Annotated in this window: 19 protein-coding genes; 9 read left to right on the forward strand and 10 right to left on the reverse strand. The window is 69.8% G+C overall.

The genetic code is table 11. From position 1 onward, the window contains the following. Positions 1-8: 8 nt before the first annotated feature. Positions 9-950 carry an expansin EXLX1 family cellulose-binding protein gene (locus FGD71_RS46935; RefSeq protein ID WP_119106759.1) on the reverse strand — a complete coding sequence of 314 codons (942 nt, stop codon included), beginning with the start codon at positions 948-950 and terminating at the stop codon, positions 9-11. Positions 951-1,089: 139 nt separating this feature from the next. Here FGD71_RS46935 and FGD71_RS46940 point away from each other — a divergent pair, with 139 nt between their 5' ends. The 4 genes from FGD71_RS46940 (at position 1,090) to FGD71_RS46955 (ending at position 5,687) form a co-directional block, all read left to right on the forward strand. Continuing rightward, the gene (locus FGD71_RS46940; RefSeq protein WP_119106760.1) at positions 1,090-1,929 is read left to right on the forward strand and encodes an SAM-dependent methyltransferase; all 840 of its coding nucleotides are present in this window, start codon (positions 1,090-1,092) and stop codon (positions 1,927-1,929) included. 267 nt (positions 1,930-2,196) lie between these two features. Continuing rightward, positions 2,197-4,518, forward strand: coding sequence for a protein kinase domain-containing protein (locus FGD71_RS46945; RefSeq protein WP_119106761.1), 2,322 nt, complete (start codon positions 2,197-2,199; stop codon positions 4,516-4,518). 170 nt (positions 4,519-4,688) lie between these two features. Then, the gene (locus FGD71_RS46950; protein ID WP_119106762.1) at positions 4,689-5,087 is read left to right on the forward strand and encodes a DUF3662 domain-containing protein; all 399 of its coding nucleotides are present in this window, start codon (positions 4,689-4,691) and stop codon (positions 5,085-5,087) included. A gap of 165 nt (positions 5,088-5,252) precedes the next feature. Beyond that, on the forward strand, positions 5,253-5,687 hold the full coding sequence (locus tag FGD71_RS46955; protein WP_119106763.1) for an SRPBCC family protein: 435 nt from the start codon (positions 5,253-5,255) through the stop codon (positions 5,685-5,687). Between the two features lie 236 nt (positions 5,688-5,923). Here FGD71_RS46955 and FGD71_RS46960 read toward each other — a convergent pair whose 3' ends face one another. After that, on the reverse strand, positions 5,924-6,739 hold the full coding sequence (locus FGD71_RS46960; protein ID WP_119106764.1) for an oxidoreductase: 816 nt from the start codon (positions 6,737-6,739) through the stop codon (positions 5,924-5,926). Between the two features lie 95 nt (positions 6,740-6,834). Between FGD71_RS46960 and FGD71_RS46965 the strand changes: the two genes are divergently transcribed. Both FGD71_RS46965 and FGD71_RS46970 read left to right on the forward strand, forming a co-directional pair. Then, positions 6,835-7,311: a TetR/AcrR family transcriptional regulator gene (locus FGD71_RS46965; RefSeq protein WP_119106765.1), complete on the forward strand. Its 477-nt coding sequence runs from the start codon at positions 6,835-6,837 to the stop codon at positions 7,309-7,311. A gap of 261 nt (positions 7,312-7,572) precedes the next feature. Continuing rightward, complete coding sequence (locus tag FGD71_RS46970) at positions 7,573-8,973, forward strand: DUF2252 domain-containing protein (protein WP_119106766.1); 1,401 nt, start codon at positions 7,573-7,575, stop codon at positions 8,971-8,973. Between the two features lie 107 nt (positions 8,974-9,080). Here the strand turns inward: FGD71_RS46970 and FGD71_RS49555 are convergent, their stop codons facing one another. Further along, positions 9,081-10,277: an HAD-IA family hydrolase gene (locus FGD71_RS49555; RefSeq protein ID WP_240437114.1), complete on the reverse strand. Its 1,197-nt coding sequence runs from the start codon at positions 10,275-10,277 to the stop codon at positions 9,081-9,083. A gap of 155 nt (positions 10,278-10,432) precedes the next feature. Here FGD71_RS49555 and FGD71_RS46985 point away from each other — a divergent pair, with 155 nt between their 5' ends. Continuing rightward, on the forward strand, positions 10,433-11,515 hold the full coding sequence (locus tag FGD71_RS46985; protein WP_119106768.1) for an AraC family transcriptional regulator: 1,083 nt from the start codon (positions 10,433-10,435) through the stop codon (positions 11,513-11,515). 36 nt (positions 11,516-11,551) lie between these two features. Here FGD71_RS46985 and FGD71_RS46990 read toward each other — a convergent pair whose 3' ends face one another. From FGD71_RS46990 to FGD71_RS47000, 3 genes are read right to left on the reverse strand one after another with little or no spacing between them, the layout of a single operon-like run. Further along, on the reverse strand, positions 11,552-12,964 hold the full coding sequence (locus FGD71_RS46990; RefSeq protein WP_119106769.1) for an aldehyde dehydrogenase family protein: 1,413 nt from the start codon (positions 12,962-12,964) through the stop codon (positions 11,552-11,554). Next, positions 12,961-13,839 (reverse strand): SDR family NAD(P)-dependent oxidoreductase, encoded by an 879-nt coding sequence (locus tag FGD71_RS46995; protein WP_119106770.1) that lies wholly within the window; start codon positions 13,837-13,839, stop codon positions 12,961-12,963. Before FGD71_RS46995 ends, FGD71_RS46990 begins: the two co-directional genes overlap by 4 nt. Further along, positions 13,836-15,182, reverse strand: coding sequence for a flavin-containing monooxygenase (locus FGD71_RS47000; RefSeq protein WP_181359413.1), 1,347 nt, complete (start codon positions 15,180-15,182; stop codon positions 13,836-13,838). Before FGD71_RS47000 ends, FGD71_RS46995 begins: the two co-directional genes overlap by 4 nt. A gap of 187 nt (positions 15,183-15,369) precedes the next feature. Here FGD71_RS47000 and FGD71_RS47005 point away from each other — a divergent pair, with 187 nt between their 5' ends. Together FGD71_RS47005 and FGD71_RS47010 are read left to right on the forward strand one after the other, a co-directional pair. Further along, the gene (locus FGD71_RS47005) at positions 15,370-15,993 is read left to right on the forward strand and encodes a TetR/AcrR family transcriptional regulator (RefSeq protein WP_119106772.1); all 624 of its coding nucleotides are present in this window, start codon (positions 15,370-15,372) and stop codon (positions 15,991-15,993) included. Beyond that, a complete protein-coding gene (locus FGD71_RS47010) occupies positions 15,993-16,310 on the forward strand; it encodes a hypothetical protein (RefSeq protein ID WP_119106773.1) in 318 nt (105 codons plus the stop codon). The genes FGD71_RS47005 and FGD71_RS47010 overlap by 1 nt, the downstream gene beginning before the upstream one ends. A 266-nt stretch (positions 16,311-16,576) precedes the next feature. Here FGD71_RS47010 and FGD71_RS47015 read toward each other — a convergent pair whose 3' ends face one another. The 4 genes from FGD71_RS47015 to FGD71_RS47030 form a co-directional block, all read right to left on the reverse strand. Next, a complete protein-coding gene (locus tag FGD71_RS47015; protein ID WP_119106774.1) occupies positions 16,577-19,546 on the reverse strand; it encodes an aminotransferase in 2,970 nt (989 codons plus the stop codon). Between the two features lie 216 nt (positions 19,547-19,762). After that, a complete protein-coding gene (locus FGD71_RS47020; protein WP_119106775.1) occupies positions 19,763-20,203 on the reverse strand; it encodes an Lrp/AsnC family transcriptional regulator in 441 nt (146 codons plus the stop codon). Between the two features lie 149 nt (positions 20,204-20,352). Continuing rightward, positions 20,353-20,964, reverse strand: coding sequence for a TetR/AcrR family transcriptional regulator (locus tag FGD71_RS47025; protein ID WP_119106776.1), 612 nt, complete (start codon positions 20,962-20,964; stop codon positions 20,353-20,355). Beyond that, complete coding sequence (locus FGD71_RS47030; protein WP_119106777.1) at positions 20,961-21,458, reverse strand: hypothetical protein; 498 nt, start codon at positions 21,456-21,458, stop codon at positions 20,961-20,963. The genes FGD71_RS47025 and FGD71_RS47030 overlap by 4 nt, the downstream gene beginning before the upstream one ends. Positions 21,459-21,464: the final 6 nt, after the last annotated feature.

Consider the following 21,464-nt stretch of genomic DNA (forward strand, 5'->3'; position numbering starts at 1 on the left):
ACCTCGCGTCAGTGTGCGGCGAACTGGACACCGGTCCGCTGTACGACGTTCGGCCGCAGTGCGATCCCGTCGAGTGTCAGTCGTTCTCCGTAGATGTCGGTGATCCTGATCCCGCCGCCACACCCGCTGCCCTGTTCGGAGAGGAAGTAGTTGTATTCGGTACGGGGCAGCCGGGTCCAGCCACTGCCGGTGCGCACCTCCAGCCGCGCCATCGGATTCCGGTGGTCCAGCACCTGGATGCCGCACCACCAGCGGCTGGACCCGGTCTTGTACCGGATCGAGACCGTGTCGGACGTACCGGGGCTCAGCAGGCTCCACGTGATCGGTATCCGGCCGCGCGACGGGGCGGCGAGCTTGGCGAAGGCCTGTGCGCTGAGGTCGAGTTGGCCGGGTGCGCAGGGCAGTGGGCATTCGTTGGTGATCCGGACCGTGACGGAGGCTCCGCCCGCCGCACGGACGAGCACGTACGCCCCGCACGCCTTGGACGTCTCGTAGTCGGTGTGGTTCATCGCCGCGATCATGAGGTCGTCGCTCGGACCGTACGAACAGGCGCCGTCGCCGGTCCCTGCGTCGTAGACGGTGGCGACTCCTCGGTAGGTGACCTCGGGCCGAATCCGTCCCGCCAACGGCGCCCCGGCGGAAGTCTTCTGCGGAGTGCTTGTGGCCGACGGCCGCGCCGCCGAGGTGGTCCCAGCGGCCGTCGGGGTCGCACCAGCCGTCCGGGACGGGGTCGGGGACGCCGCGGACGGCTTCTTCCGCGCCGACGCCGTGGGTGACACGGTCACCTTGCCGCCGGCGACGGGCGTGGCCGCCCCATGCCCGTCATCGGCCTCGCGGTCGGAGTGGAAAGCCATGACCAGGGAGGCGACGAGCGCGACAGCTCCCAAGGCGGCGGAGACGACAACGGTGTGCCGCTTGCGGGGCGGGCGGCGGTGAGACGGGGACGCCACGGTATGAGGTCCTTACGTGGTTCGGGAGAACACTTGTTTCGTGTGAGGCTCCGGTGACAGGAGCTTCCGATCCACAGTCGTCGCCGGGTCCGGGAAGGTTGCCGCGAAGGGCGACCATTTCCGTGGGAAGAATGCCGACGTGACGGAAAAACAACGCAACAGCCGCTTCGACGACATGGCCCTGTACGACCTCCAGCACGTCCGGAACGCCCTGGTCCCCCTGCTGAGCCGCCCCGGTCCCCTCACGCCGGCCGATCTCGAACCGTACGACCAGCTGCACTACCTCGGCCACCAGGCCCTCGACAACGCCGTGACGCAACTGGGCGTCATCCCCGGCGCGGAGGTCGTGGACATCGGCGCCGGGCTCGGCGGCCCGGCCCGCTATCTCGCCGAGCGGTACGAGTGCCACCTCACGGCGGTCGAACTGCAGCCGGAGCTCCACGAGTTGAGCGAGGAACTCACCTCCCTGTGCGGGCTGCCGGAGCGGGTCCGGGCCATCCAGGCCGACGTCCTGACCCTGGGCGGCGCGGGCTGGTCGCAGCGGTACGACCACCTGCTCTCGCTCCTGGCGATCCTGCACATTCCGCGACGCGACGAGCTCTTCGGCGTCTGCCGAGAGCTCCTCCGCCCCGGCGGCACTTTCTACATCGAGGACTTCTACGCCCGTCGCCCCCTCACCGACGAGGAGCAGACCGATCTCGCCGGTCTCGTCGCCTGCCCCTACCTCCCGGACGAGGCCCACTACCGCGAGGACCTCGCGCGGGCGGGCTTCACGGACGTGACATGGACGGACGCCACCGACCTGTGGCTGCCCTGGGTACGCGATCGGGCCGAGACCTTCCGGCACGGATATCAGGAGCGGGTACGGCTGCACGGTGAGCCACTCGCCGGGCGGCTGATGCGGTTCTACGGCGCGGTCAGCGCACTGTTCACGGGCGGCGGCGTCGGGGGCGTGCGGCTCACGGGTCGGCGGGGCTGAGAGGCGACGGCGTGCGTCGAGGATCCGCGGTACGGCATCGGCCATGCCGCGCTCGCCACCGGGGCAGCGATCTGCATGCGTATGCGTATGCGTATGCGGAGTACGACATGCCGGATTAACCGTGACGACCCGATAGACCGTCCAGACGGTATCTACCTGAAACGTCAAGTAATGGCCATAGGTTGCTCGGTTGCGTACCCCAACTGTCCCTCCAGCACCTAGTCTCCCCACAAGTCCATCCGACGAGGAACAGGCGAGCTGAGGGCCATGGAGCCACTTCGTCCCACGGATCCGGAGCACCTGGGGCCGTATCGCCCTGTCGCGCGGCTCGGCGCCGGGGGGATGGGGGAGGTCTTCCTCGCCAGGGACGACCAGCAGCGGACCGTGGCCGTCAAGGCCATACGGCCCGAGCTGGCCGCGAGCAAGGACTTCCGGATCCGTTTCCGGCGCGAGGTGGACGCCGCGCGGGCGGTGAGCGGCAGATACACGGCGACAGTCGTGGACGCCGACCCGGACGGCCCCGTCCCGTGGCTGGCCACCGCGCTCATACTCGGTCCCACGCTGGCCGACGCGGTCGAGGAGTACGGGCCGCTGCCGCCGAAGTCGGTGCTCGCCCTCGGGGCCGGACTCGCCGAGGCGCTGATCGCCGTGCACTCCGCGGGGCTGGTGCACCGCGATCTCAAACCGTCCAATGTGCTGCTCTCCGCCGAGGGCCCGCGGGTCATCGACTTCGGCATCGTCCGCGCCACCGACGGCTACGAACTCACCCTGTCCGGTGTGCTGCTCGGCTCCCCGCGGTACATGTGCCCCGAGCACGCCACGGGTGACCCGATGGGCCCGGAGGGGGACGTGTTCTGTCTCGGCTCGGTCCTGGCCTTCGCCGCCACCGGGAACGCGCCCTTCGACGGCTCGTCGGCGGCCACGCTGCTGTACCAGGTGGTGCACGGTTCGCCGGATCTGACGGGCGTGCCGGATCCACTGGACACCATCATCGGGCTCTGTCTCGACAAGTCCCCGACGGCCCGGCCCAGTCCGGACCGGGTGTCGGCGGCCTGCGCACCCGGTGGCGCCGACACATTGGACTGGGACGGCTGGCTGCCGGAAGCCGTGGCGTCCTCGGTCAGCCGGCAGGCTGCCGCCCTCATGGACCTGGAACTCGGGCTCGAGCCGAAGGCGGACGTCATCGAGCGGGAACCCGCCCGCGCCGCCGCCACCGGCCTCGCTGTCGCCGGCGGCGTCCGCACCGACCCGCGCCTGGCCGTTCAGCAGCTCGTCACGGAGCGCCCGAGCCCCCACCGCGTCGTCTTCCCCGAAGAGCCGACGCCCAGCCCGACGCCCAGGCCGACGCGCGAGAAGCCGCCCGAGCCGGTCACCCACCGCGCACGGCGGCGGCGCCGGCCGCAGCCCTCCCGCCGTACGTTCCTCACGGCCGCCGCGCTCGGCACCGTCACCCTGGGTTCCGGCGTCGCCGCGCTGCTCGGCAGGTCGCAGGAGCGGACCCGGTCGGCCCCGAAGCCGGCCGGGCCGCCGCCGAAGCCACTGTGGACGTACCAGAGCGACCCGCTCGTCGAGGCACCGGCGGCCTTCTACAACGGTACGGCCCTGCTGAAGACACAGTCAGGCGCGTTACTCTGCCTCGGCCTCGCCGACGGCACCCGTCCCCGGTGGACCTACCAGGGCATCAGCCAGTCCCCCACCCCTCCCCTCCTCGTCTCCGACGACATCGTCGCCCTCGGCACGGGCGCGACCGTGCTCGGCGTCGACCCGGCCACGGGCACCGAGCGGTTCTCGCTGGACTTCGGAGCGGACTTCCGGTTCGACACGCTGCTCGGCGGGTTCGACGACCACCGGGTCACCATCGCCGGTCTGCGGTTCGGCCGCCAGGACGGCAAGGACGGGTCGCAGGGGTCGGCCACCTCCACGAACGTCGTCCTCAACACGGATCTCCGGGCGCGCCTGGCCAATGTCATCCCCATCAGCGAGGAGGACATCGGCCTCGACCTGAAACCGGTCATGGAATCCCGCCGCTTCATCTACATGGACGGACTGCACCGGCTCACGGCGCGTGGCACCGCCACCCGCGGGAACGTGTTGTGGCGCCAGCCCATGGACTCCGACTCGGACGCACGGTCGGCCCCGGTGGTGCTCGACGGAACCGTCTTCGCCGTCGACAGCGAGCTCATCGCCGTGGACCTCAAGTCCGGTTCGCTGCGCTGGCGGGTGAAGGAGAGGAAGGGCGGATTCGCCTCCGTCGCCGCCGCGGCCGGCACGGTGTACTGCACCACCAGGGACCCGCACGGCATCGAGGCGTTCGACGCCACTGACGGCTCCCGGCGCTGGTTCCGCGAGACCCCTCGGCTGGACCTGGAGAACGCCCTCGTCGCGGGCGGCGGCACGGTGTTCGTCACGGCCGCGCACAACAAGGACGGGTTCTACGCGATCGATGCCCAAAACGGTGAGCTGCTCTGGAACTTCACGGATGGTCAGGACACCGGCATCAACGACTGGCAGCTCTCCCGGGCCGGCGACGGGCCGCTGATCGCCCAGCACTTCGACAAGGTGTACGCCCTCCCGATGCCTCAGCCCTGAACAGGCATCCCGAAGCCCTGAACCGGCACCGAGAAGTGCGGCCTGCCGGAGACGAGTCGATCCCGCCTCCCCGGGAACCCGCCGGAGACGAAGTGCAACCCAACGACACGAACGAAGAAAATCGTCGCAAGCATCCGGACGACTTCGCGGAGAAGGAGGCGAAGTAGAGCATGAGCACGCTCACTGGCCTGGAACGAGCTCTGGAGCGCTTCGGAGAGTCGCTGCTCGCGCAGATCCGCCACAAGGAAAAGGAACCCGTCGAACTGGTCGACGCCCTGCGCAGGGAGTGCGACGACAACGCCGTCGTGTGCAGTAAGTGCCGCGTCGTCGTCCCCAACGCCTACGACGTCGAGTTGGCGGACTTCGCCCATGAGGAACTCGAACGGAACGGCGGTCGCGTCGATCAGGTGCTCGCCGACAGCCTGGTTCGACATGGAGAAAGCCGGGGCTATGAATGGGCCGGGCCGCTCGCGGTGCATGTCACCAAGGCCCACTCCGTACCCAACGGCCGGTACCGCGTGACGAGCCGTGTGATGCATCACGTACAGGCAGAAGCGTTCCAGCCCTGATCCGGCCCGGCGGCCGTCGCGGCGATTCGGTGTCCGGACCGAGGTGAAACACCTTCAACGAGGTGGTCGGTTTTCCCCATCCGGCCGGCTGAGCGAGTCAATCTGTCCGGGGGCACACTGGATGTATGACCTGTAAAGCGTGAGCTGAGCTTTGGGGTGTGACTGATGAGCACTCTCGAAGAACATGTCGACATCGATGTGCCGATCGATACGGCCTGGGACTCTCTCCACCGCGTGGAGACCTATCCACAGTTCCTCGAAGGAGTTCGGCAGGCTCGTTCGGAGGGCGACGGGAGCCGGGCGCACCTGAACGTATACGCAGGTGGCCGGGCTCAGGAGTTCGACGCCGAGATCGTCGACTACGGCGACGAGCGCCTCATGGAGTGGCAGACCACGGGCGGTCCCGAGCTGTCGGGAACCTTCTCCTTGCTGCCGATCGACCGCGAGCACACCCGGGTCCAGGCCCGGATCGAGTACGACCCGGGGGCCGTCAAAGACGCGTTCGGCGGGCCGAAGGGTTTTGCCCAGGCGAACGCCATCGAACGGCTTGTGCGGAGCGACCTCGAGCACTTCAAGGAGTTGGCGGAACAGGCGCGGTGAGCCGCGCGACGCCTCCTGCGTCGGCCTGCGCACCCCGCCCCGGCACCGGGTGCCGCTCGAACGACGTCAAGGTCGTCCAGGACATGATCGAGACGGCCCGCAAAGATCCGTTCGGCGGCGCTCCCGACCAGCGGTGTCGGTGTCCGTCGGGCTCGGTCAGGCGGCGAGGAGCTGGTCACCTCGGCGGCGAAGGCCTTGGCGTACTGGAACAGGAAGGCATGGCCGGTCTCCGAGCGTCAGCCGGCGAGCTTGTTGAACTTGCGGATCTGCTGGTCGAAGGCCCGGGCGGGAATCATGCGGCGTGCCGTGCTGATGCGTCGGGCATTCGAGCCGGCGGTGTACCGGAGCTTCGGCCTTGAGTCGGTGGCGGCCGCGACGATCGCCTTCGCGACGACGGCAGGGTCGTCGCCGTCCTTGCCGACTGCCACCGCCACCTGGTCGGCGATGCGCCGCCGCTCGGCGTAGACCTGCAACGGCAGGTCGGGCTCCACGGTGTTCGCCTCGAACGGCGTATTGGTGCCGGCGGGCTCGACGAGCAGTACCCGGACGCCGTGCTCGCGGACCTCGTGGTCCACGGACTCGGAGTAGCCCTCGATCGCGTGCTTGGACGCCGCGTAGGCGGCCATGTAGGGCGCGGGGACCAGCCCGAGGATGGACGAGATGTTGATGACACGTCCTCCTGCCTGGGCCCGCATGTGCGGCAGGACCGCCTTGGTCATGCGCATCACACCGAAGACGTTGATGTCGAAGACGCGCTGGGACTGAGTGACCGAGTTTTCCTCGTCGGCGCCGGATGAGCCGATCCCGGCGTTGTTGACCAGGACATCGATCCGCCCGAACCGCTCGATCACCTCCCCGACCGCGGCGGCGACCGAACCGTCACTGGTCACGTCGAGGTCGAGGAACGTCACACCGTCGGCAGGGGTGACCTTCGAGGTGTTCCGGCTTGTTCCGACCACCTCGAAACCGGCCTCGACGAGCGCGAGGGCGGCTGACCTTCCGATCCCGGAAGACGCACCCGTCACGAGTGCCACCGGCTGGGCTGTCGTCATCATGATCTCCTGAGGTTCGTTGAATTACGTTCGTAATACTATGACAGCAGGAGGCGCCGGAAGGCAAGGGCACTCCTGATGAACGAGAGCGTGTGATGCGCCGCACAACGAGCGGCGGGCCGACGACGGCGGAGGGTAAGTGTGACCCTCCTCTCGTCGCCACCACGCTCGCCGACCAGCTGCGGACACAGCACGCAAACATCTGTGCACAGGCAGCGCCCGGCCGCGCCGCACTGGAGCAGATCGTGCGCGAGTACCTTTCGGCTCAGCACCGCGACAACCCCGACGACGGCTGCCCCTCTGCCGCCCTGCTCGACGAGATCGGGCGCTCCAGGGACGCCACGAGGCAGGCGTACACCGACAGCCTGCTGGTCCTCGTCGACGAGATCGCCGCCCGCCTCGCACCCGACGACCCGCCCTCGGCGCGCGTGAAGGCACTCAGCCTCCTTGCCCTGCTGGCCGGAACACTCCAGCTCTCCCGAGCCATCGCCGACCGACAGCTCTCCGACCAACTCCTCGAACAGGGCATCCACGACACCCTCGCCCTGATCGGCCCCGAGCAGCACAGCTGACGCGCCGCATCACGACACGTCGCTGAGCGTTCGCTGCCGTCGCGCCGGCACCGTGCCACGTCGCCCTCGATGCGTTCCACAGCAGCCTCACCCGACGCCGCGTCAGAAAGCCCGTAGCAGATCGACCGCAGGAGCCGTCCCGTCCACAGGGACGCCGGTGGCCGAGATGCCCGCCGATGCGGAGTGTGGAACGGTGGGAGAGGAACCAGGCCCGCCAGGGGCAGGTGCTCCAGCGGGCCACTCCGCACAGGAGGTGGCGTCATGACTGACCAGGTCAGCGGGAGCGCCCCCAAGGAGCGGGCGGCGCGAGGTCGGGCCGCCCGGGCGGACGCGCCGCGCTCCTCTCACGCGGAGTACCAGCCCTCGGCCAAGCGGCCGGACCCGGTCGACGTCATCGAGGCTCAGTCGGCCGCCCGGGTGCCGGAGCTCGTGCCCATCCGCTACGGCCGGATGATGGAGGCCCCCTTCCGCTTCTACCGGGGCGCCGCCGCCATCATGGCCGGTGACCTGGCCGACACCCCCCGCTCGGGAATCACCGCGCAGCTGTGCGGGGACGCCCATCTGCTGAACTTCCGGCTGCTCGCCTCGCCCGAGCGGCATCTGGTGTTCGACATCAACGACTTCGACGAGACCCTGCCCGGCCCCTGGGAGTGGGACGTCAAGAGGCTGGCCGCCAGCCTGGCCATCGCCGGACGCGAGAACGGCTTTACGGATGCCGAACGGGCCTCCGTGGTGCGTGCCACCGTCCGGTCGTACCGCGAGCGGATGCGCGGTCTCGCCGGCCTGGGCAACCTCGCCGTCTGGTACACCCAGGCCGACATGGACGCGTTGCAGGCGCTGGCGGACCGGAGGCTGGGAGCGCGAGGCCGCAAACGCTCCCGGCGGGCCATCGCGAAGGCCCGCAGCCACGACAGCCTCCAGGCCTTTGAGAAGCTCACGCGGGTGGTCGACGGGCGGCGCAGGATCACCCCCGACCCGCCGCTGATCGTGCCGCTCCAGGACCTGCTGCCGGACACGGAACGCGACTCGCTGGAGGAACTGCTGCGCGAGCTGATCGAGCGGTACGGCCACAGCCTGCAGTCCGAGCGCCGCCATCTGCTGGGGCAGTACCGAATCGCAGACATGGCCCGCAAGGTCGTCGGGGTGGGCAGCGTCGGCACCCGCTGCTGGATCATCCTGCTGCTCGGCAGGGACGACGAGGATCCGCTGCTGCTGCAGGCGAAGGAAGCCGACCGGTCGGTGCTGGCTCCCTACGCGGGGACGAGCGCATACGACAACCAGGGGGAACGGGTCGTCGCCGGGCAGCGGCTCATGCAGGCCGCCAGCGACATCTTCCTCGGCTGGGAACGCGTCACCGGCATCGACGGACGCCAACGCGACTTCTATGTCCGCCAGTTGCGGGACTGGAAGGGCATCGCCGAACCGCAGACCATGCTCCCCAAGGACATGAGCGCCTTCGGCGAATTCTGCGGCGCCACCCTCGCCCGCGCCCACGCCCGCTCCGGAGACCGCATCGCCATCGCCGCCTACCTCGGCGGCGGCGACGCCTTCGACCGCGCGCTCACCGTCTTCGCCGAACGCTACGCCGACCAGAACGAACGCGACCACCAAGCCCTGACCGACGCCGTACGCGCCTGGCGAATCCCCGCCCAAGCCGTGTAACGCATACCGCGGAGGTGTTCCGGACTGCCTGACGCGGCCATCCACCGCTCAGGAACAGGGTGGAAGAAGCGTCGGCCGACGTCAGGTCACGAGCCGGAGGACTTCGGTCAGGCCGCGGTCCCCGATGCGCTGTTCGGCGGGGAAGATGTAGGTGCGCAGGCCGCAGGTGGTGGCGCCACCGTCCCGGACCGGGTTGTCTCCGACCATGAGGTGGCGCGTGGATCGACGCCGAGGTCTGCGCACGCCTTGAGGAACAGGTGGGGGTCGGGTTTTTCCCGGCCCATCTCGTAGGAGATGACGCACGTGTCGATCAGGTCCTCCAGGCCATGCCGGGCGAGGTGGATCCGCAGGTCCCAGGCGAAGTCGCTCACGATTCCGACGCGCAGTCCGCGGTCGCGGAGCGCTCGCAGCGTGGGTTCGGTATCGGAGTAGGGGAGCCAGGCATCGGGCGCGGTGAGCTCCCTGTAAGCCGTCTCTTCCACGCCGCGCAGGAAGTCGACATGCCTCCACCACTCCCCCATGGCGAGACGATGCCGTTCCGGAGAGAGGTCGCGGCCCTCTCGGCGGGCGACGACAGCGGGCAGCTGGAAAGCCTCTCGCAGTTGCCGGGATATCTCCTTCAGGGCGCCGTCCTCCTCCAGCAGGGCGAGGCGGCCTGCGGCATCACCGATCCGGCGCAGCCACGTCTCCAGGTCGATCATCTGGAAGATCGTGTTGCTGAAGTCGAAGAGGACGGCTTCGACGGGTGGTACGGGAGCAGCCAGGTCGGCGGCGGCGGGGCGATAGGTGCTGGGGGTTTCGAACAGAGTCTGCATCACTGGGCAGGCTTTCCGGTGTCGACCGTCTCGACAAGGACTCCGAGGCCACGCATGGCCGCGATCTCCGCGTCGGATGTGCTGGTGTTCGGTGATGACCGCCTGGTAGTCGGACACGGTGCCGTATGCGTGGGTGGCGGTCTTGCCGAACTTCGAATGGTCCACGAGCAGCAAGGACTGATGTGCGGCCGCGAGCATGGCCAGCTTCACCTCGACGTACTCGCTCAGGGGGTGGAAGAGCTGACCCGAGAGGACGGCGGTGGCGGACATCACGGCGAGATCGGCGCGGATGTGGGACAGGGCGCGGGTGACCTGAGGCCCCGTGCAGGAGTTGAAGTCGCCGTGGTAGTGCCCGCTGAGCAGGGTGACATCCACACCCAGGGCGGATCCCAGGCGCTGTGCCAGGCCGACCGAGTTGGTGACGACGGCGATCTGGTCGAGTTGCGCGAGGGCGGAGGCCATGGGGAAGAGAGTGGTGGAGTCGTCCATGAGTACCGTGCTGCCCGGCTTGATCCGGCCGACGGCGGCCGCGTGCGCAAGGCAGGCTCGGGACGCCAGGGGCCGTGGAGGGGGCTTCGGGGGCCAGAGCAGGCGACCGGTGGTGCCGACTGCCTACGGTGGTCGCCGAGGAGAAGGTGAGTGCGATGTCCCTTGCCCCCGGCCCGGCAGACCCTCCCGGGACCAGCCGCAGCACGTCGGCGACGATCCAGCCGAACATCCTGCGCTATCTCGTCGTGGTCGCCGACGAGCGCGGCGTCGATCTGCGCCCCCTGCTGAAGCAGATGGGACTGGACGAGACCGTCATGCGCTCCGCCGCGCTGCGGGTGTCGTACCGGCAGGGCAGCGCGGTGATCCGTCGCGCGCTGGAGCTCACCAGGGACGAGCGCCTGGGACTGAAGGTCGGCGCGGCGCAGCACCTGACCGCGTGGGGCCTGCTCGGCATCGCCCTGATGGCCGACGACACGCTTCAGCACGCCATCGAGACCGGGGTGAAGTACCAGAACCTGTCCGGGGCGATGGTGGTGTGGTCGGCCGGTGTGGGCGAGGAGGACGACGCCTTCGTGCTGCGCGCAGATCTTCCCGATCCCGCCATGGACCCGGCCGTGGCTTCCTTCCTGATCGAGGAGGCGTTCGCCTCCGTGGTCACCCTGTCCCGGCTGGCCGTCGGCCCGGCCTTCGCGCCGAGAGCAGTGGAGTTCTCGTTTCCGCCACCGCGCCAACTCGACCTGTACGGCGCCCTGTTCCGCTGTCCGGTCCGATTCGGTGCCCCTGCCACCCGCATGGTCATCGACCCCGCGTGGGCCCGTACCCGGATGCCCGGCCGGGATCCGGTGAGCTACGCGTCGACGCTGGAGATGCTCGACGCGCAGATGGCTTCCCGCCGTGACCAGCAGGATCTGCTGGAGGTGCTGGAGATCTCCGTCGCGCAGGGCCTCCCGGTGGTGCCTTCGTTCGGTGAGCAGGCGCGGCGGCATGCGACGAGCGAGCGGACGCTGCGCCGTCGGCTGGCCGACTGCGGCACGACGTACGAGGCACTCGTCGAGGGAGTGCGCCGGGAACGCGTCGAACAGCTGTTGCTCCGCCCGGAACTGACACTGCGCGACATCGCCCGCCGGGCGGGATTCTCCGACGAACGGGCGCTGCGCCGCGCGGTACGCCGCTGGCACGGCACCTCCCCGGTCCAGCTGCGGGAGCGGATGCTCCGGGAGGCGGGGCATACGGAATGACGTGTCGGCCACCGCGCCTGCGGCTGTCGGCTCGGATCAGCGGGTGCGGATCCAGATCGTCTTCTCCCTGGTCCACTGGTCGAAGGCGTTGGTGGACTTCTCCACTCCACCGAATCCCGACTGCTTCCAGCCGCCGAAGGGGGTTGTGATGTCACCCTCGCTGTAGGCGTTGACGGAGACCACGCCGGCCTCGATGCCGCGGGCCAGCCGCAGCGCGGTGTCGAGGTCGCGGGTCCAGACCGAGGCGGCGAGCCCGTACTCGGTGGCGTTGGCCCTGCGTACCGCCTCGTCCTCGGAGGTGAAGGTCTGGACGGTGACGACGGGACCGAACAACTCCTTGGTGAGGACGTCACTGCCGTCGGGGGCTCGGGTGATCACGGTGGGCGGGTAGTAGGCGCCGCGCGGAGGCAGCCCGTGGGGCAGTCCCCCGGTGTGGATCTGGGCTCCGCCGGCCCGAGCGGCCTCCACGGCTCCCGCGACCCGCTCGAAGGCGGCGTGGTCGATGAGCGGCCCCATCTGCGTGCGTGGGTCGGCCGGGTCACCGGTGACGAGCTCTCTCGCCGCGGCCGTGAACCGCTCCAGAACCTCCTCGGCGATACTGCGGTGAACCAGAACCCGAGACCCGGCCGTGCAGTTCTGCCCCATGGTCAGGAACGCGGCCTCGATCATGTTGTCGATGAGCTCGTCGCCGTAGGAGAGCGCGTCGGCCATCAGCACTTGAGGGCTCTTGCCGCCCATCTCCAGCGAGACGCGCTTGAAGTTGCTTTCGGCGGCGTCCTTGAGGATCCGGCGGCCGGTCGCGGTGGACCCGGTGAAGGAGAGCGCCCCCACAACGGGGTTACGGGCGAGGGCCGCCCCGGCCTCCTGGCCGTACCCGGGCAGTACCGTGAGCACCCCGTCGGGCAGGCCTGCCTCGGCTGCGAGTGCGGCCAGGTGCAGGGCCGAGCGCGGGGTCGCCTCGGCGGGCTTGACCAGCAGACAGTTGCCTGCGGCCAGGGCCGGTCCGACCTTCCATGCGGTCATGGCGAGCGGGTAGTTCCACGGCAGGATCGCCGCGACGACCCCGACCGGTTCGCGGCTCATGAGACCGAGACCGTCGGGCCCGCCCGGCGCGACCCGGCCGAAGACCTTGTCGGCCGCCTCGGCGAACCAGCGGATCGACTCGATCGCGCCCGGTACGTCGCCCGTACGGCACTCCGTGATCGGCTTTCCCGCGTCCTCGCTGTCCAGCCGGGCGAGGATCTCGGTGTCGCGTTCCATGAGGTCGGCCAGCCGCAGCAGCACCGCGCCGCGCTCCCGGACCGGCAGCCGCGACCACACCCCGGCGTCTTGGACCTGCCGGGCCTGCTCGGCGGCCTTGGCGACGTCGTCGGCGCTCGCGGCGGGCAGGGAGGTGATCGGCTCACCCGTGGCGGGGTTGACGACCCGCAGCATCTCGTTCGTGGTCATGCTTCCTCCACCAGCTCCCAGCGCCCGTCGGTCCGGCGGGCCAGTCCACGTCGGCGGAGTTCCTCCAGATAGCGAGCCATGCCGCGGTCACCGCGCTTGCGGAACAGCGGGAAGACCCGGGGCAGCAGGTTCGGCATGAGCATCGCGAACCGCACCAGCCGGGACTCACCGGGCCGGGGGTAGGCCTCCAGTCGGGGCTTGTCCAGCAGGCTCACCACGGCCGCGACGACGTCGGCGGGCTGCTGAGGCCGGTCCTGGAACTGCATGGAGTTCCCGCCGTCCACGGCTTCCTGGCGCAGCATCCGGGTGTCGGTGGCCGACGGGAGCACCGACCCGGCCAGAATGCCCTTGCTCCTCAGGTCGAGCCCGATGGCGAGCATCGCGCCGCGCAGCCCGAACTTGGAAGCGGTGTAGATCGGGGTCTCGCCCAGCGGGAAGATCCCGCCGAGGGAGACCGTGGTGACCACCCGGGCGTCCCGGGAAGCCATGAGAAGAGGAAGGGCGATCCGGGTCGCGACCAGCGGTGAGGTCAGGTTGAGGGTGATCTCCCGCTCGATGCTCTCGACGCTGCGGACGTCGAAGCGTTCCGCGCTGGTCATGCCCACGTTGTTGACGAGTACGTCGAGGCGGCCGTGGTCATCGGCGACCACCTCGAACAACCGCTCCACCTGGGCGCGGTCCATCAGGTCACAGCCGATGCCCGTGTGCCCGGCGCCGGGGAGGTCCGCGGCCACCTTCATGGCGCGGACCCCGTCGATGTCGACGACGACGCAGCGGGCTCCGCCGGAGGCGAAGCGACGGCACAGCGCACTGCCGATGCCGCCCGCGCCGCCGGTCACCAGCATGACCTTGTCGGTGAAGTCGAACCCGCTCATGCCGTCGCCTCCGCGGGTCGAAGGGACCGCACCCGCGGAGGCCGGCCCTCGGTGCGCCAGCCCATCTGCCCCGCGACCTTGCCCAGGTACTTCACGAAGGCCCCGCTGTCGACGTAGCCGGTGTGGCGGGGCGAGTCGACGAACTTCAGCCCGCCGGACAGATCCGGGCGGTCGGCGCGGATCATGCGGGCGAACCGCTCCGCGTTCGGCAGCCGGTGCCGCGCGTCGTGGAGGTACCCGGCGATCAGCTGCGCCTGGGAGTCGAAGAGCTGGTACGCACCGGAGTTGGTCTCGATGAAGCCGATGCCGAACAGGCCCTCGTGCTCGCGCGAGAACGACGACAGGTACAGGTCGGGGTGCTGCTCGTCGCCGAAGTACCGCTGCGCGACCGGCACTTTGTGGACGTAGCCCGTGGCCAGCAGGACGAGGTCGAAGTCGTCACTCGTGCCGTCGGTGAAGTGCACGGTCCGGCCCTCGGTGCGGGCGATCCCGGGCTTGGCGGTGATGTCGCCGTGCTGGAGATGGTGGATCAGCATGGAGTTGATGGCCGGGTGGGTCTCGAACAGCTTGTGGTCCGGTTTCGGCAGCCCCAGCCGCGTCGGGTCCCCGTTGATGATCCGCAGGAGGGCGCCGAAGAGCCGCTGCGCCAGCCACATCGGCAGGTGCGGTCCACTGCCCGCGATGGTGTCCACCGGCCGGCCGAACAGGTGCTTGGGGATGAACCAGTACCCACGCCGCATGCTGATCACCGCGTGGTCCGCGCTCCGGGCCGCGTCGCAGGCTATGTCACAGCCGGAGTTCCCCGCGCCCACGACCAGGACCCGCTTGCCCCGCAGCTCCTCCGCGTTGCGGTAGCCGACGGTGTGCCGGACCTCTCCGCTGAACTCCCCCGGCAGTTCGGGGACGTTGGGGTGCCACTGCGAGCCCGTACACACGACGACCTGCCCGTGCACGCTGTGCCGCCCGTCGGCCCGGGTGACCGTCCAGGTGCCGTCCGCGTTCTTCTCGACGTTCTCGACCTCGACGCCGAACTCGATGCGGTCCGTCAGCCCGTAGGCGTCGGCGAAGGACCGCAGGTACGACAGGATCTGCCGGTGGGGCGGGTAGTCCGCGAAGTGGTCGGGCATCGGGAAACCGCCGAATCCCGACAGTGTCCTGCTGGAAATGAAGTGGGCCGACTCGTACATCGGGCTGCCGGGATTGTCGATGTCCCAGATACCGCCGGGCCCGGTGTGCCGCTCCAGGTGCGTGTACGGCAGATTCCGCTCCGCCAGGGCCCTGGCGACCGCCAGCCCGGCAGGTCCCGCCCCGATCACACACGTATCAAACTGGCTTTCCTTCACGGGCCTGCCTCCTCGTTCATCCCGCTTCACGGGGGTTGGAGGAAACGTATGCACCCGCCACTCAGCGGGAACTGACCTACGCGGCCACGGACCGGACCTCAGCGGCCGCGCCACCAGGCATTCGTCTGCGCGCCACCCGACCTGTTCAGACGACTTGATCATGAGACTCAGTCGATATGATGCAGTCATGGCTCACGTTCCCGCGGCCGAGCGCCGCCCCCAGCTGATCAAAGCGGCCATCGACTTCATGACGAGGGAAGGAGTCGCAGCCGGGAGTACCCGTGCCATCGCCGCCGAGCTGGGCGTGGCCCAGGCCACGGTGCATTACACCTTCGGCACGAAGGAAGGGCTGTACCGCGCCGTCATGGAGCAGCTCACCCAGGATCTGATCACACAGGTCGAGCAGGCCGCGCCGGCCGACGCCGGATTCGAGGAGACGGCCGGCACGCTGGCCGCCGCCTTGTGGCGCACGGTGCGTGAGCAGCCCGCCAGCCACCAGCTCCTCACGGAACTGACCCACTTCGCGCTCCGCACCCCCGCTCTGAACGAGGCCCTCGAGAGCCACTACCGGGGGGTGACCGAGGTGACGGCGCGACTGGTGACCGAGGCGGCCGAGCGCACCGGGCAGCCTCTCGCCCAGCCCGCGGAAACAATTGCGCGTTTCTTCCTCGCCGGCTTCGACGGGCTCACGATGCAACATCTCTCGCTCCCCGACGAGGAGGCCGAGCGCACCTGTCTCCAGGCCTTCGTGTCCGCCGTGGTGGCCATGGCCGGCGGCCGGCTGGAGCTGGTGTCCGTACCGGCGAGCTGATGACGGTCGGGCTGCTGTCCCTGCGCCGCGCCGCCGCCCACAGCCCGCTCGCCGTCATCGGCGACACCCTCGCCGAGGAGATCAGTTCACTCCCATGTCGAAGTCACCGGCATCCTCAACCCACACATCACGGCGGCATCAGGATGGCCTCTCCGGAAGGCAAGGGCCGTGGCATGGGATCGCGCGGCGCTCTCTCGGCGATATCCAGGTGGGCCGTGCGACTGCAGCAGCGCCCAGAGGCCGATCACCGCGGCAACGCCTTGGTCCGCAGGGCCCAGGAGACCATCGCCTTGTACGCCGGAGCCCGGACGAGCTGACACGAACGCGCCGGTCAGCGCCTCGGCTCGCAGGTGAGTTCTTGGACCTTGACGGAGAGTGGGAGCCTCGCACTCGGCGACGGCAGCATGACCTGACGCACGGGTACAGCAGCGTTACTCGACATCTCGAAGCGTGAAGAACGGCCGCGTCACGTACCCCCGGTTCCCGGGGATCTCAGCAGGTCGAGTGACCTGCGACGTCAAACGCCAGGCTAAGGTCAAAAGTGTTGGCGTAAGGGGTTTGCGCCGGGGAGTTGCCGCTCACGTCAGCGGGAGTGGCCGAGTTGGGTGAGGGCCAGGTCGAGCATGTCGGCGAAGAAGTCGGCTGCGGTGGTGTCGATGCACAGCGGTGGCTTGATCTTGAGGATGTTGAGGTGGTCCCCGGTTGGCTGGACGATCACGCCCAGGTCGAGCATGCGGTCGCAGAGTTCGGCGGTCTCTTCTGCGGCGGGTTCCAGGCCGGCGCGGTCCCGGACGAGTTCGAGGCCGAGGTAGAGGCCCGAGCCGTGGACGGCGCCGATGATGCCGTAGCGGTCGGCCAGTGCCTCGAGCCGGCTTTTCAGATGGCCACCGACGCGCGCCGCGTTGCCCTGGAGGTCTTCGTCGCGCAGGGTGTCCAGGACGGTGAGGCCCACGATGCTGGAGACGGGGCTGCCGCCGGTGGAGGAGAAGAAGTAGCCCTGGTCGCGGTACCGGTCCGCGACCGCCTTGGACGTGATGACGGCGCCGAGGGGGTGTCCGTTGCCCATGGCCTTGGCGACACAGACGATGTCGGGGACGACCTGCTGCTGCTCGAAGCCCCAGAACCAGTTTCCCAGGCGGCCGTATCCGACCTGGACCTCGTCGGCGACGGCCAGGCCGCCGTGACGCCGTACCGCCGCGTACACCTGGGCGAGATAGCCGTCGGGAAGGGCGACTCCTCCGGCGTTGCCGTAGAAGGTCTCGCCGATGAATGCTCCCGCCGGGCGGCCGGCAGCGGCCAGTTCGTCGATCACCGCGACGGCCTCGGGTGCGTAGCGCACGGCATCCGACCCGCGGTGGCGGCCGCGGTAGGAGTTGGGCGAGTCCACGGTGTGCACCCAACTCGGGCGGGTGGCCAGGGCGTTCGGGTTGTCCTGGAGCGAGGTGGAGACCGCGTCGGAGGCGTATGTCCAGCCGTGGTACGCCTCGCGCAGCGCGACGACGTCGTGCCGGCCGGAGGCCCCGATGGCGAGGCGAAGGCCCAGATCCACTGCTTCCGAACCGGAGTTGACGAGGAACACCGTGTCCAGAGGGGCGGGGAGGAGGGCGGCGAGGCGCTCGGTGAACTCCACCACGGAGGCGTAGTGGAAGCGCGAGTTGGTGTTGAGCCGCCGCAACTGCCGGGAGACCGCCTGCTCGACGCGGGGGTGGGCGTGGCCCAGTGGGGTGACGTTGTTGACGATGTCGAGGTACGACCGGCCGTCGGTGGACAGCAGATGGTGGCGCCAACCACGTTCGATACGCGGAGGGTTGGCGTAGTAGTGCTCCTGCACGGTGGCGAACGCGGCGTCACGCCGGTCGAGCAGGTCCCTCTCGCGCGTACGGTCGGAGTCAGCCGGGAGGCCGAGGAGCGGGGCGGGGTCGGCGGTGAGCGCGAGCCAGCCGGCGGCGTACTCGGGACGGACCAGGCGCGGGACAGCGGGGCCGTCGGCGTCGCGCAGCGCAACGTGGACCGAGGCACCGGAGCCGAGGTGGGCGATGTCCTCGCCCGCCTGCACCGTCGCACCGGTGGTGACCACGGGCTGGACCGCGCGGGGGAAGGACAGCGACAGCGCCTGCGCGCCGTAGGTGAGTTCCACGTGTCCCGGCGCCGCGGCGAGGACCTTCCCCGCGGCGGGCGCCTGCACCACGGCATCCCGGCCGAGCCAGAGGTCGATTCCGGTGGGCACCGTGGCGGTGGACACCGCCGACAGCGCCGGTGTCCGAGTGAGTCGCGCATGGGCGTACCGGGTGGCGACGGCGGCCGCTCCGTCCGTGAGCGCGGAGGTCACCAGCCGGGCCTCGGTGCCGGTGTCCGTCCAGGCTCCGTGGTCCATGGAATCGGCGTCGGTGGACAGGTCGAGGAGGGTGATGTCGTCGGCGACGAGGTCCCGCAGGAGAGGGCGCACCGGAGCGTCGGCCTGCGCGGTCCGGGCAGGCACCTCGGCCATGCCGGTCGCGTCCCTGATGAGGCCGATCATCACCGGCAGGGGCAGCCAGGTGGCCTGTTCGAATATGCGCCATTCGTGGTCGAGCGCGGCCTTGGCGTAGACGTTGTCCTCGTCGACGGCGGCCTGGTGCCGCCCGCTGGCCACCAGGACGGCGGCGCGCAGGACCACGAGCGGCCACACCGCCTCGGCTTCCTCGGGGGAGAGCGGCCGAACGGCGTGGAAGGCGCGGACGGCCGGCAGCACGTGGTGAGGCTCGATACCGTCGTGGTGGAGCATCGAGGACAGTGACACGGCGAGTTCGCCGACCGCCCAGCTCGTGGTCACGTCACCGAAGTCGATGACCCCGTCCGGCATGGGCGGACGGCTGTCGGGACAGCGGATCAGATTGTCGTCGGTGAGGTCCAGGTGCACGGCCTGCGACGGCAGCGTGGCGGCGAGCTTGTGGACATGTGCCCAGGCCTCGGCGGTCGCGGTCTGGACGGCGGTGCGCCGGTCGGGTTCGTCGATGTGCCCGGCGAGCTTGGCGACGACGCGATCGGCGTGCTGCGGGTCCCACTGGAGCACGCGGTCGAGGCCCGGGTGCCGGAAGTCACGCAGGGCGGTGCTGACCTTTCCGGCGATCGTGCCCATGCCCGCCACGGTGCCGGGGGACAGGTGCCGTGGTCCCGAGAGCGTGCCGCCGGGCAGGTGGCGCAGCAGGCGCGCGACGGCCGGACCGTTCTCGGTGTCCACCGTCGTGCGCCGCGGGGAGCCGTCAGGGCGGCGCAGGACCGTGGCGATGCGCAGTTCCGGGCGGGCCGAGGCGATCAGGTCGGCTGCCGCGTCCTGGGTTTCGATCTCCACCGTGCCGAAGGCGGGGTTGGCGATCTTCAGAATCGCCGCGGGCGACCCGTCGTCGGCGTGCAGCAGGAAGTTGGCGTCCTGCTGGCTGCCCAGCGCCCGCGCGCGAGCAGTGATGCCGAGGTGTTCGGCAGCGATGAGCTCAGCCTCGGCCGGCGCCATGCGGGGTGCGGGAAGGGCGTCCTGGGTGAAGAAGTCGATCGTGCGGTACTCGTCGGGCAGCATGCGGGGTTCCTCGGCTGGTGTGGGCTAGGGGGTGTTTCGAAAGTCCTGTGCGGTGCCCGCGGTGTCCGGTGCGTGCTCTCGGCGTGCCGGACGAAAGCCCTCGTACTGGACGTACTTGGGGTTTCGGCCGGTGCGGCGAGAGTGCGTGCCGGGCGCCGTGGGTGCTGTGCGGGACTTTCGAAACACCCCCTAACAGGGCTCGGACGCTCGGGTGCCTCAGTCGACGTGCCACAGGAAGCGGTGAGTGTGAATCGCGAAGTAGGGGAAGTTCTCCACGGATGCGACACCCTCGACGGGCCGCACGACGTCGTTGATGAAGTCCAGAAGATCCCGAGGCTGAGGGCACACCACCTCCGCGAACAGGTCGAAGCCGCCGGCCGTCAGGACCGTGTACACGACTTCGTCGTGCCGGGACAGTTCATCGGCGACCGCCCGGGGATCGCCGTCGATGCGCAAGCCCAGGAGTGCCATCGTCTGCCGGCCCATGGTCATCGGGTCGGTCACTCCGACGACCTGGACCGCCTTGGTGTCGATCAGCCGCTGCAGCCGGAGCCTCGCGGCCGAGGGTGACAACCCCACCTTCGGACCCAGATCGGCGTAAGGGATCCGGCCGTCGACCTGCAGCTCCCGCAGGATGGCCCGGTCGATGTCGTCCATGCAGCACCTCTCTCCTGCGTGAACGGCAGGCATTGCGCTTGTTTCAAGCACAATGCCGGATCCATGTGCTCGATTCAAGCGTAAGGACGATGGAATCGAGCGAATCGTGTGCGCGGGTTCCCGTGAGCGCTACAGAGTCCTGACGTTGATCACGACCAATGAACCAGGCTGTCGTCCAGGAACTCCCTTACGTGGCGCATGACTTGCGCCCGGTCCGTGCCGCGCAGGCCGATCGCCACTTGGATGGAGAAGCCGTCGAGGAGCGCCCGGAGGCGAGCCGCGAAACGGTCCGGGTCGACGGAACGGAACTCCCCCCTCGACACCCCCTCCGCCAGCAGCGCCACCAGGTCCCGGTGCCAGGCGCCCTCGATGGCGGCCTGGCGGTCGCGGGCGTCGTCGTCGGCGTTCTGCGAGCGGTTCCAGACCTCCAGCCACAGCGTCCAGTGCGGGTCGCGGTGGCCGTCGGGGACGTACAGGTCGACGTACGCGTCGAGCCGCTCACGGGCGGACGTGGTGCGGGTCAGCAGCCGGCCGCGTTCGGCGCCGAGCCGGCCCTCGCTCCACTCCAAGGTCCGCAGCAGCAGTTCGTCCTTGGAGTGGAAGTAGTAGAGGAGATGGCCGCTGCTCATGCCGACCTCGCGGCCGAGCGCCGCCATGGTGAGCTTCTCCAGGCCACGCTCGGCGATCATCGCCATGGCGGTGGCGAGGACGTCCTCGCGGGGCGGGGCGGGGGTGCGGCGGCGGGCGCCCGGGGTGGTCATACCGGGCTCACCCGTACGGCGTCGGGCAGGAAGTGGATCTCGTACGGGACGTAGCAGTCGCTGAACAGGGTCGCGACCACCGCGCCGCAGCTGCCGCACACCTGGTTGGGCCCCTCCTGGCCGGGTGCCCCGCAGCAGCCGACCTCCGACGACTCGGGGTCGCGGGACAGCCGCCCGGCGGTGTCCGCCGGGTGTGTCACCAGGGTGTCGCGCGGCCCGGCGGACATCAGGCACCCGTCGCCGTCGGGGTTCGACATGCACAGCCCCGGGATCGCCGCTCCCGCCCACTGAGGATCCGGATGCGGCACGAAAGGCGCCCCGGACGGCTCCGGATCCACCGCGTACGTGCCGCGCGGCACCGTCGGCGGGGCGTGCCGGGCGCCGTCCGGGCCCGGCAGCCCGTCGTACTCAGGGCGCTCAGGCAGCTCGGGCAGCCGGCGCAGCGGTTCGGTGAGGGGATGGCCGCAGGCCGTGCAGAGCAGCTGTACGTTCACCTGTAC

It is taken from the genome of Streptomyces sporangiiformans (genome assembly GCF_005768555.2).
Classification (GTDB): Bacteria; Actinomycetota; Actinomycetes; order Streptomycetales; family Streptomycetaceae; genus Streptomyces; species Streptomyces sporangiiformans.

What these genes read in the sequence shown, in the direction of transcription:
- FGD71_RS46945 (WP_119106761.1), top strand. Translation starts at nt 2,197, where the DNA reads ATGGAGCCACTTCGTCCCACGGATCCGGAGCACCTGGGGCCGTATCGC.
- FGD71_RS46950 (WP_119106762.1), top strand. Translation starts at nt 4,689, where the DNA reads ATGAGCACGCTCACTGGCCTGGAACGAGCTCTGGAGCGCTTCGGAGAG.
- FGD71_RS46955 (WP_119106763.1), top strand. Translation starts at nt 5,253, where the DNA reads ATGAGCACTCTCGAAGAACATGTCGACATCGATGTGCCGATCGATACG.
- FGD71_RS46960 (WP_119106764.1), bottom strand. Translation starts at nt 6,739, where the DNA reads ATGACGACAGCCCAGCCGGTGGCACTCGTGACGGGTGCGTCTTCCGGG.
- FGD71_RS46965 (WP_119106765.1), top strand. Translation starts at nt 6,835, where the DNA reads ATGCGCCGCACAACGAGCGGCGGGCCGACGACGGCGGAGGGTAAGTGT.
- FGD71_RS46970 (WP_119106766.1), top strand. Translation starts at nt 7,573, where the DNA reads ATGACTGACCAGGTCAGCGGGAGCGCCCCCAAGGAGCGGGCGGCGCGA.
- FGD71_RS49555 (WP_240437114.1), bottom strand. Translation starts at nt 10,277, where the DNA reads ATGGACGACTCCACCACTCTCTTCCCCATGGCCTCCGCCCTCGCGCAA.
- FGD71_RS46985 (WP_119106768.1), top strand. Translation starts at nt 10,433, where the DNA reads ATGTCCCTTGCCCCCGGCCCGGCAGACCCTCCCGGGACCAGCCGCAGC.
- FGD71_RS46990 (WP_119106769.1), bottom strand. Translation starts at nt 12,964, where the DNA reads ATGACCACGAACGAGATGCTGCGGGTCGTCAACCCCGCCACGGGTGAG.
- FGD71_RS46995 (WP_119106770.1), bottom strand. Translation starts at nt 13,839, where the DNA reads ATGAGCGGGTTCGACTTCACCGACAAGGTCATGCTGGTGACCGGCGGC.
- FGD71_RS47005 (WP_119106772.1), top strand. Translation starts at nt 15,370, where the DNA reads ATGGCTCACGTTCCCGCGGCCGAGCGCCGCCCCCAGCTGATCAAAGCG.
- FGD71_RS47010 (WP_119106773.1), top strand. Translation starts at nt 15,993, where the DNA reads ATGACGGTCGGGCTGCTGTCCCTGCGCCGCGCCGCCGCCCACAGCCCG.
- FGD71_RS47015 (WP_119106774.1), bottom strand. Translation starts at nt 19,546, where the DNA reads ATGCTGCCCGACGAGTACCGCACGATCGACTTCTTCACCCAGGACGCC.
- FGD71_RS47020 (WP_119106775.1), bottom strand. Translation starts at nt 20,203, where the DNA reads ATGGACGACATCGACCGGGCCATCCTGCGGGAGCTGCAGGTCGACGGC.
- FGD71_RS47025 (WP_119106776.1), bottom strand. Translation starts at nt 20,964, where the DNA reads ATGACCACCCCGGGCGCCCGCCGCCGCACCCCCGCCCCGCCCCGCGAG.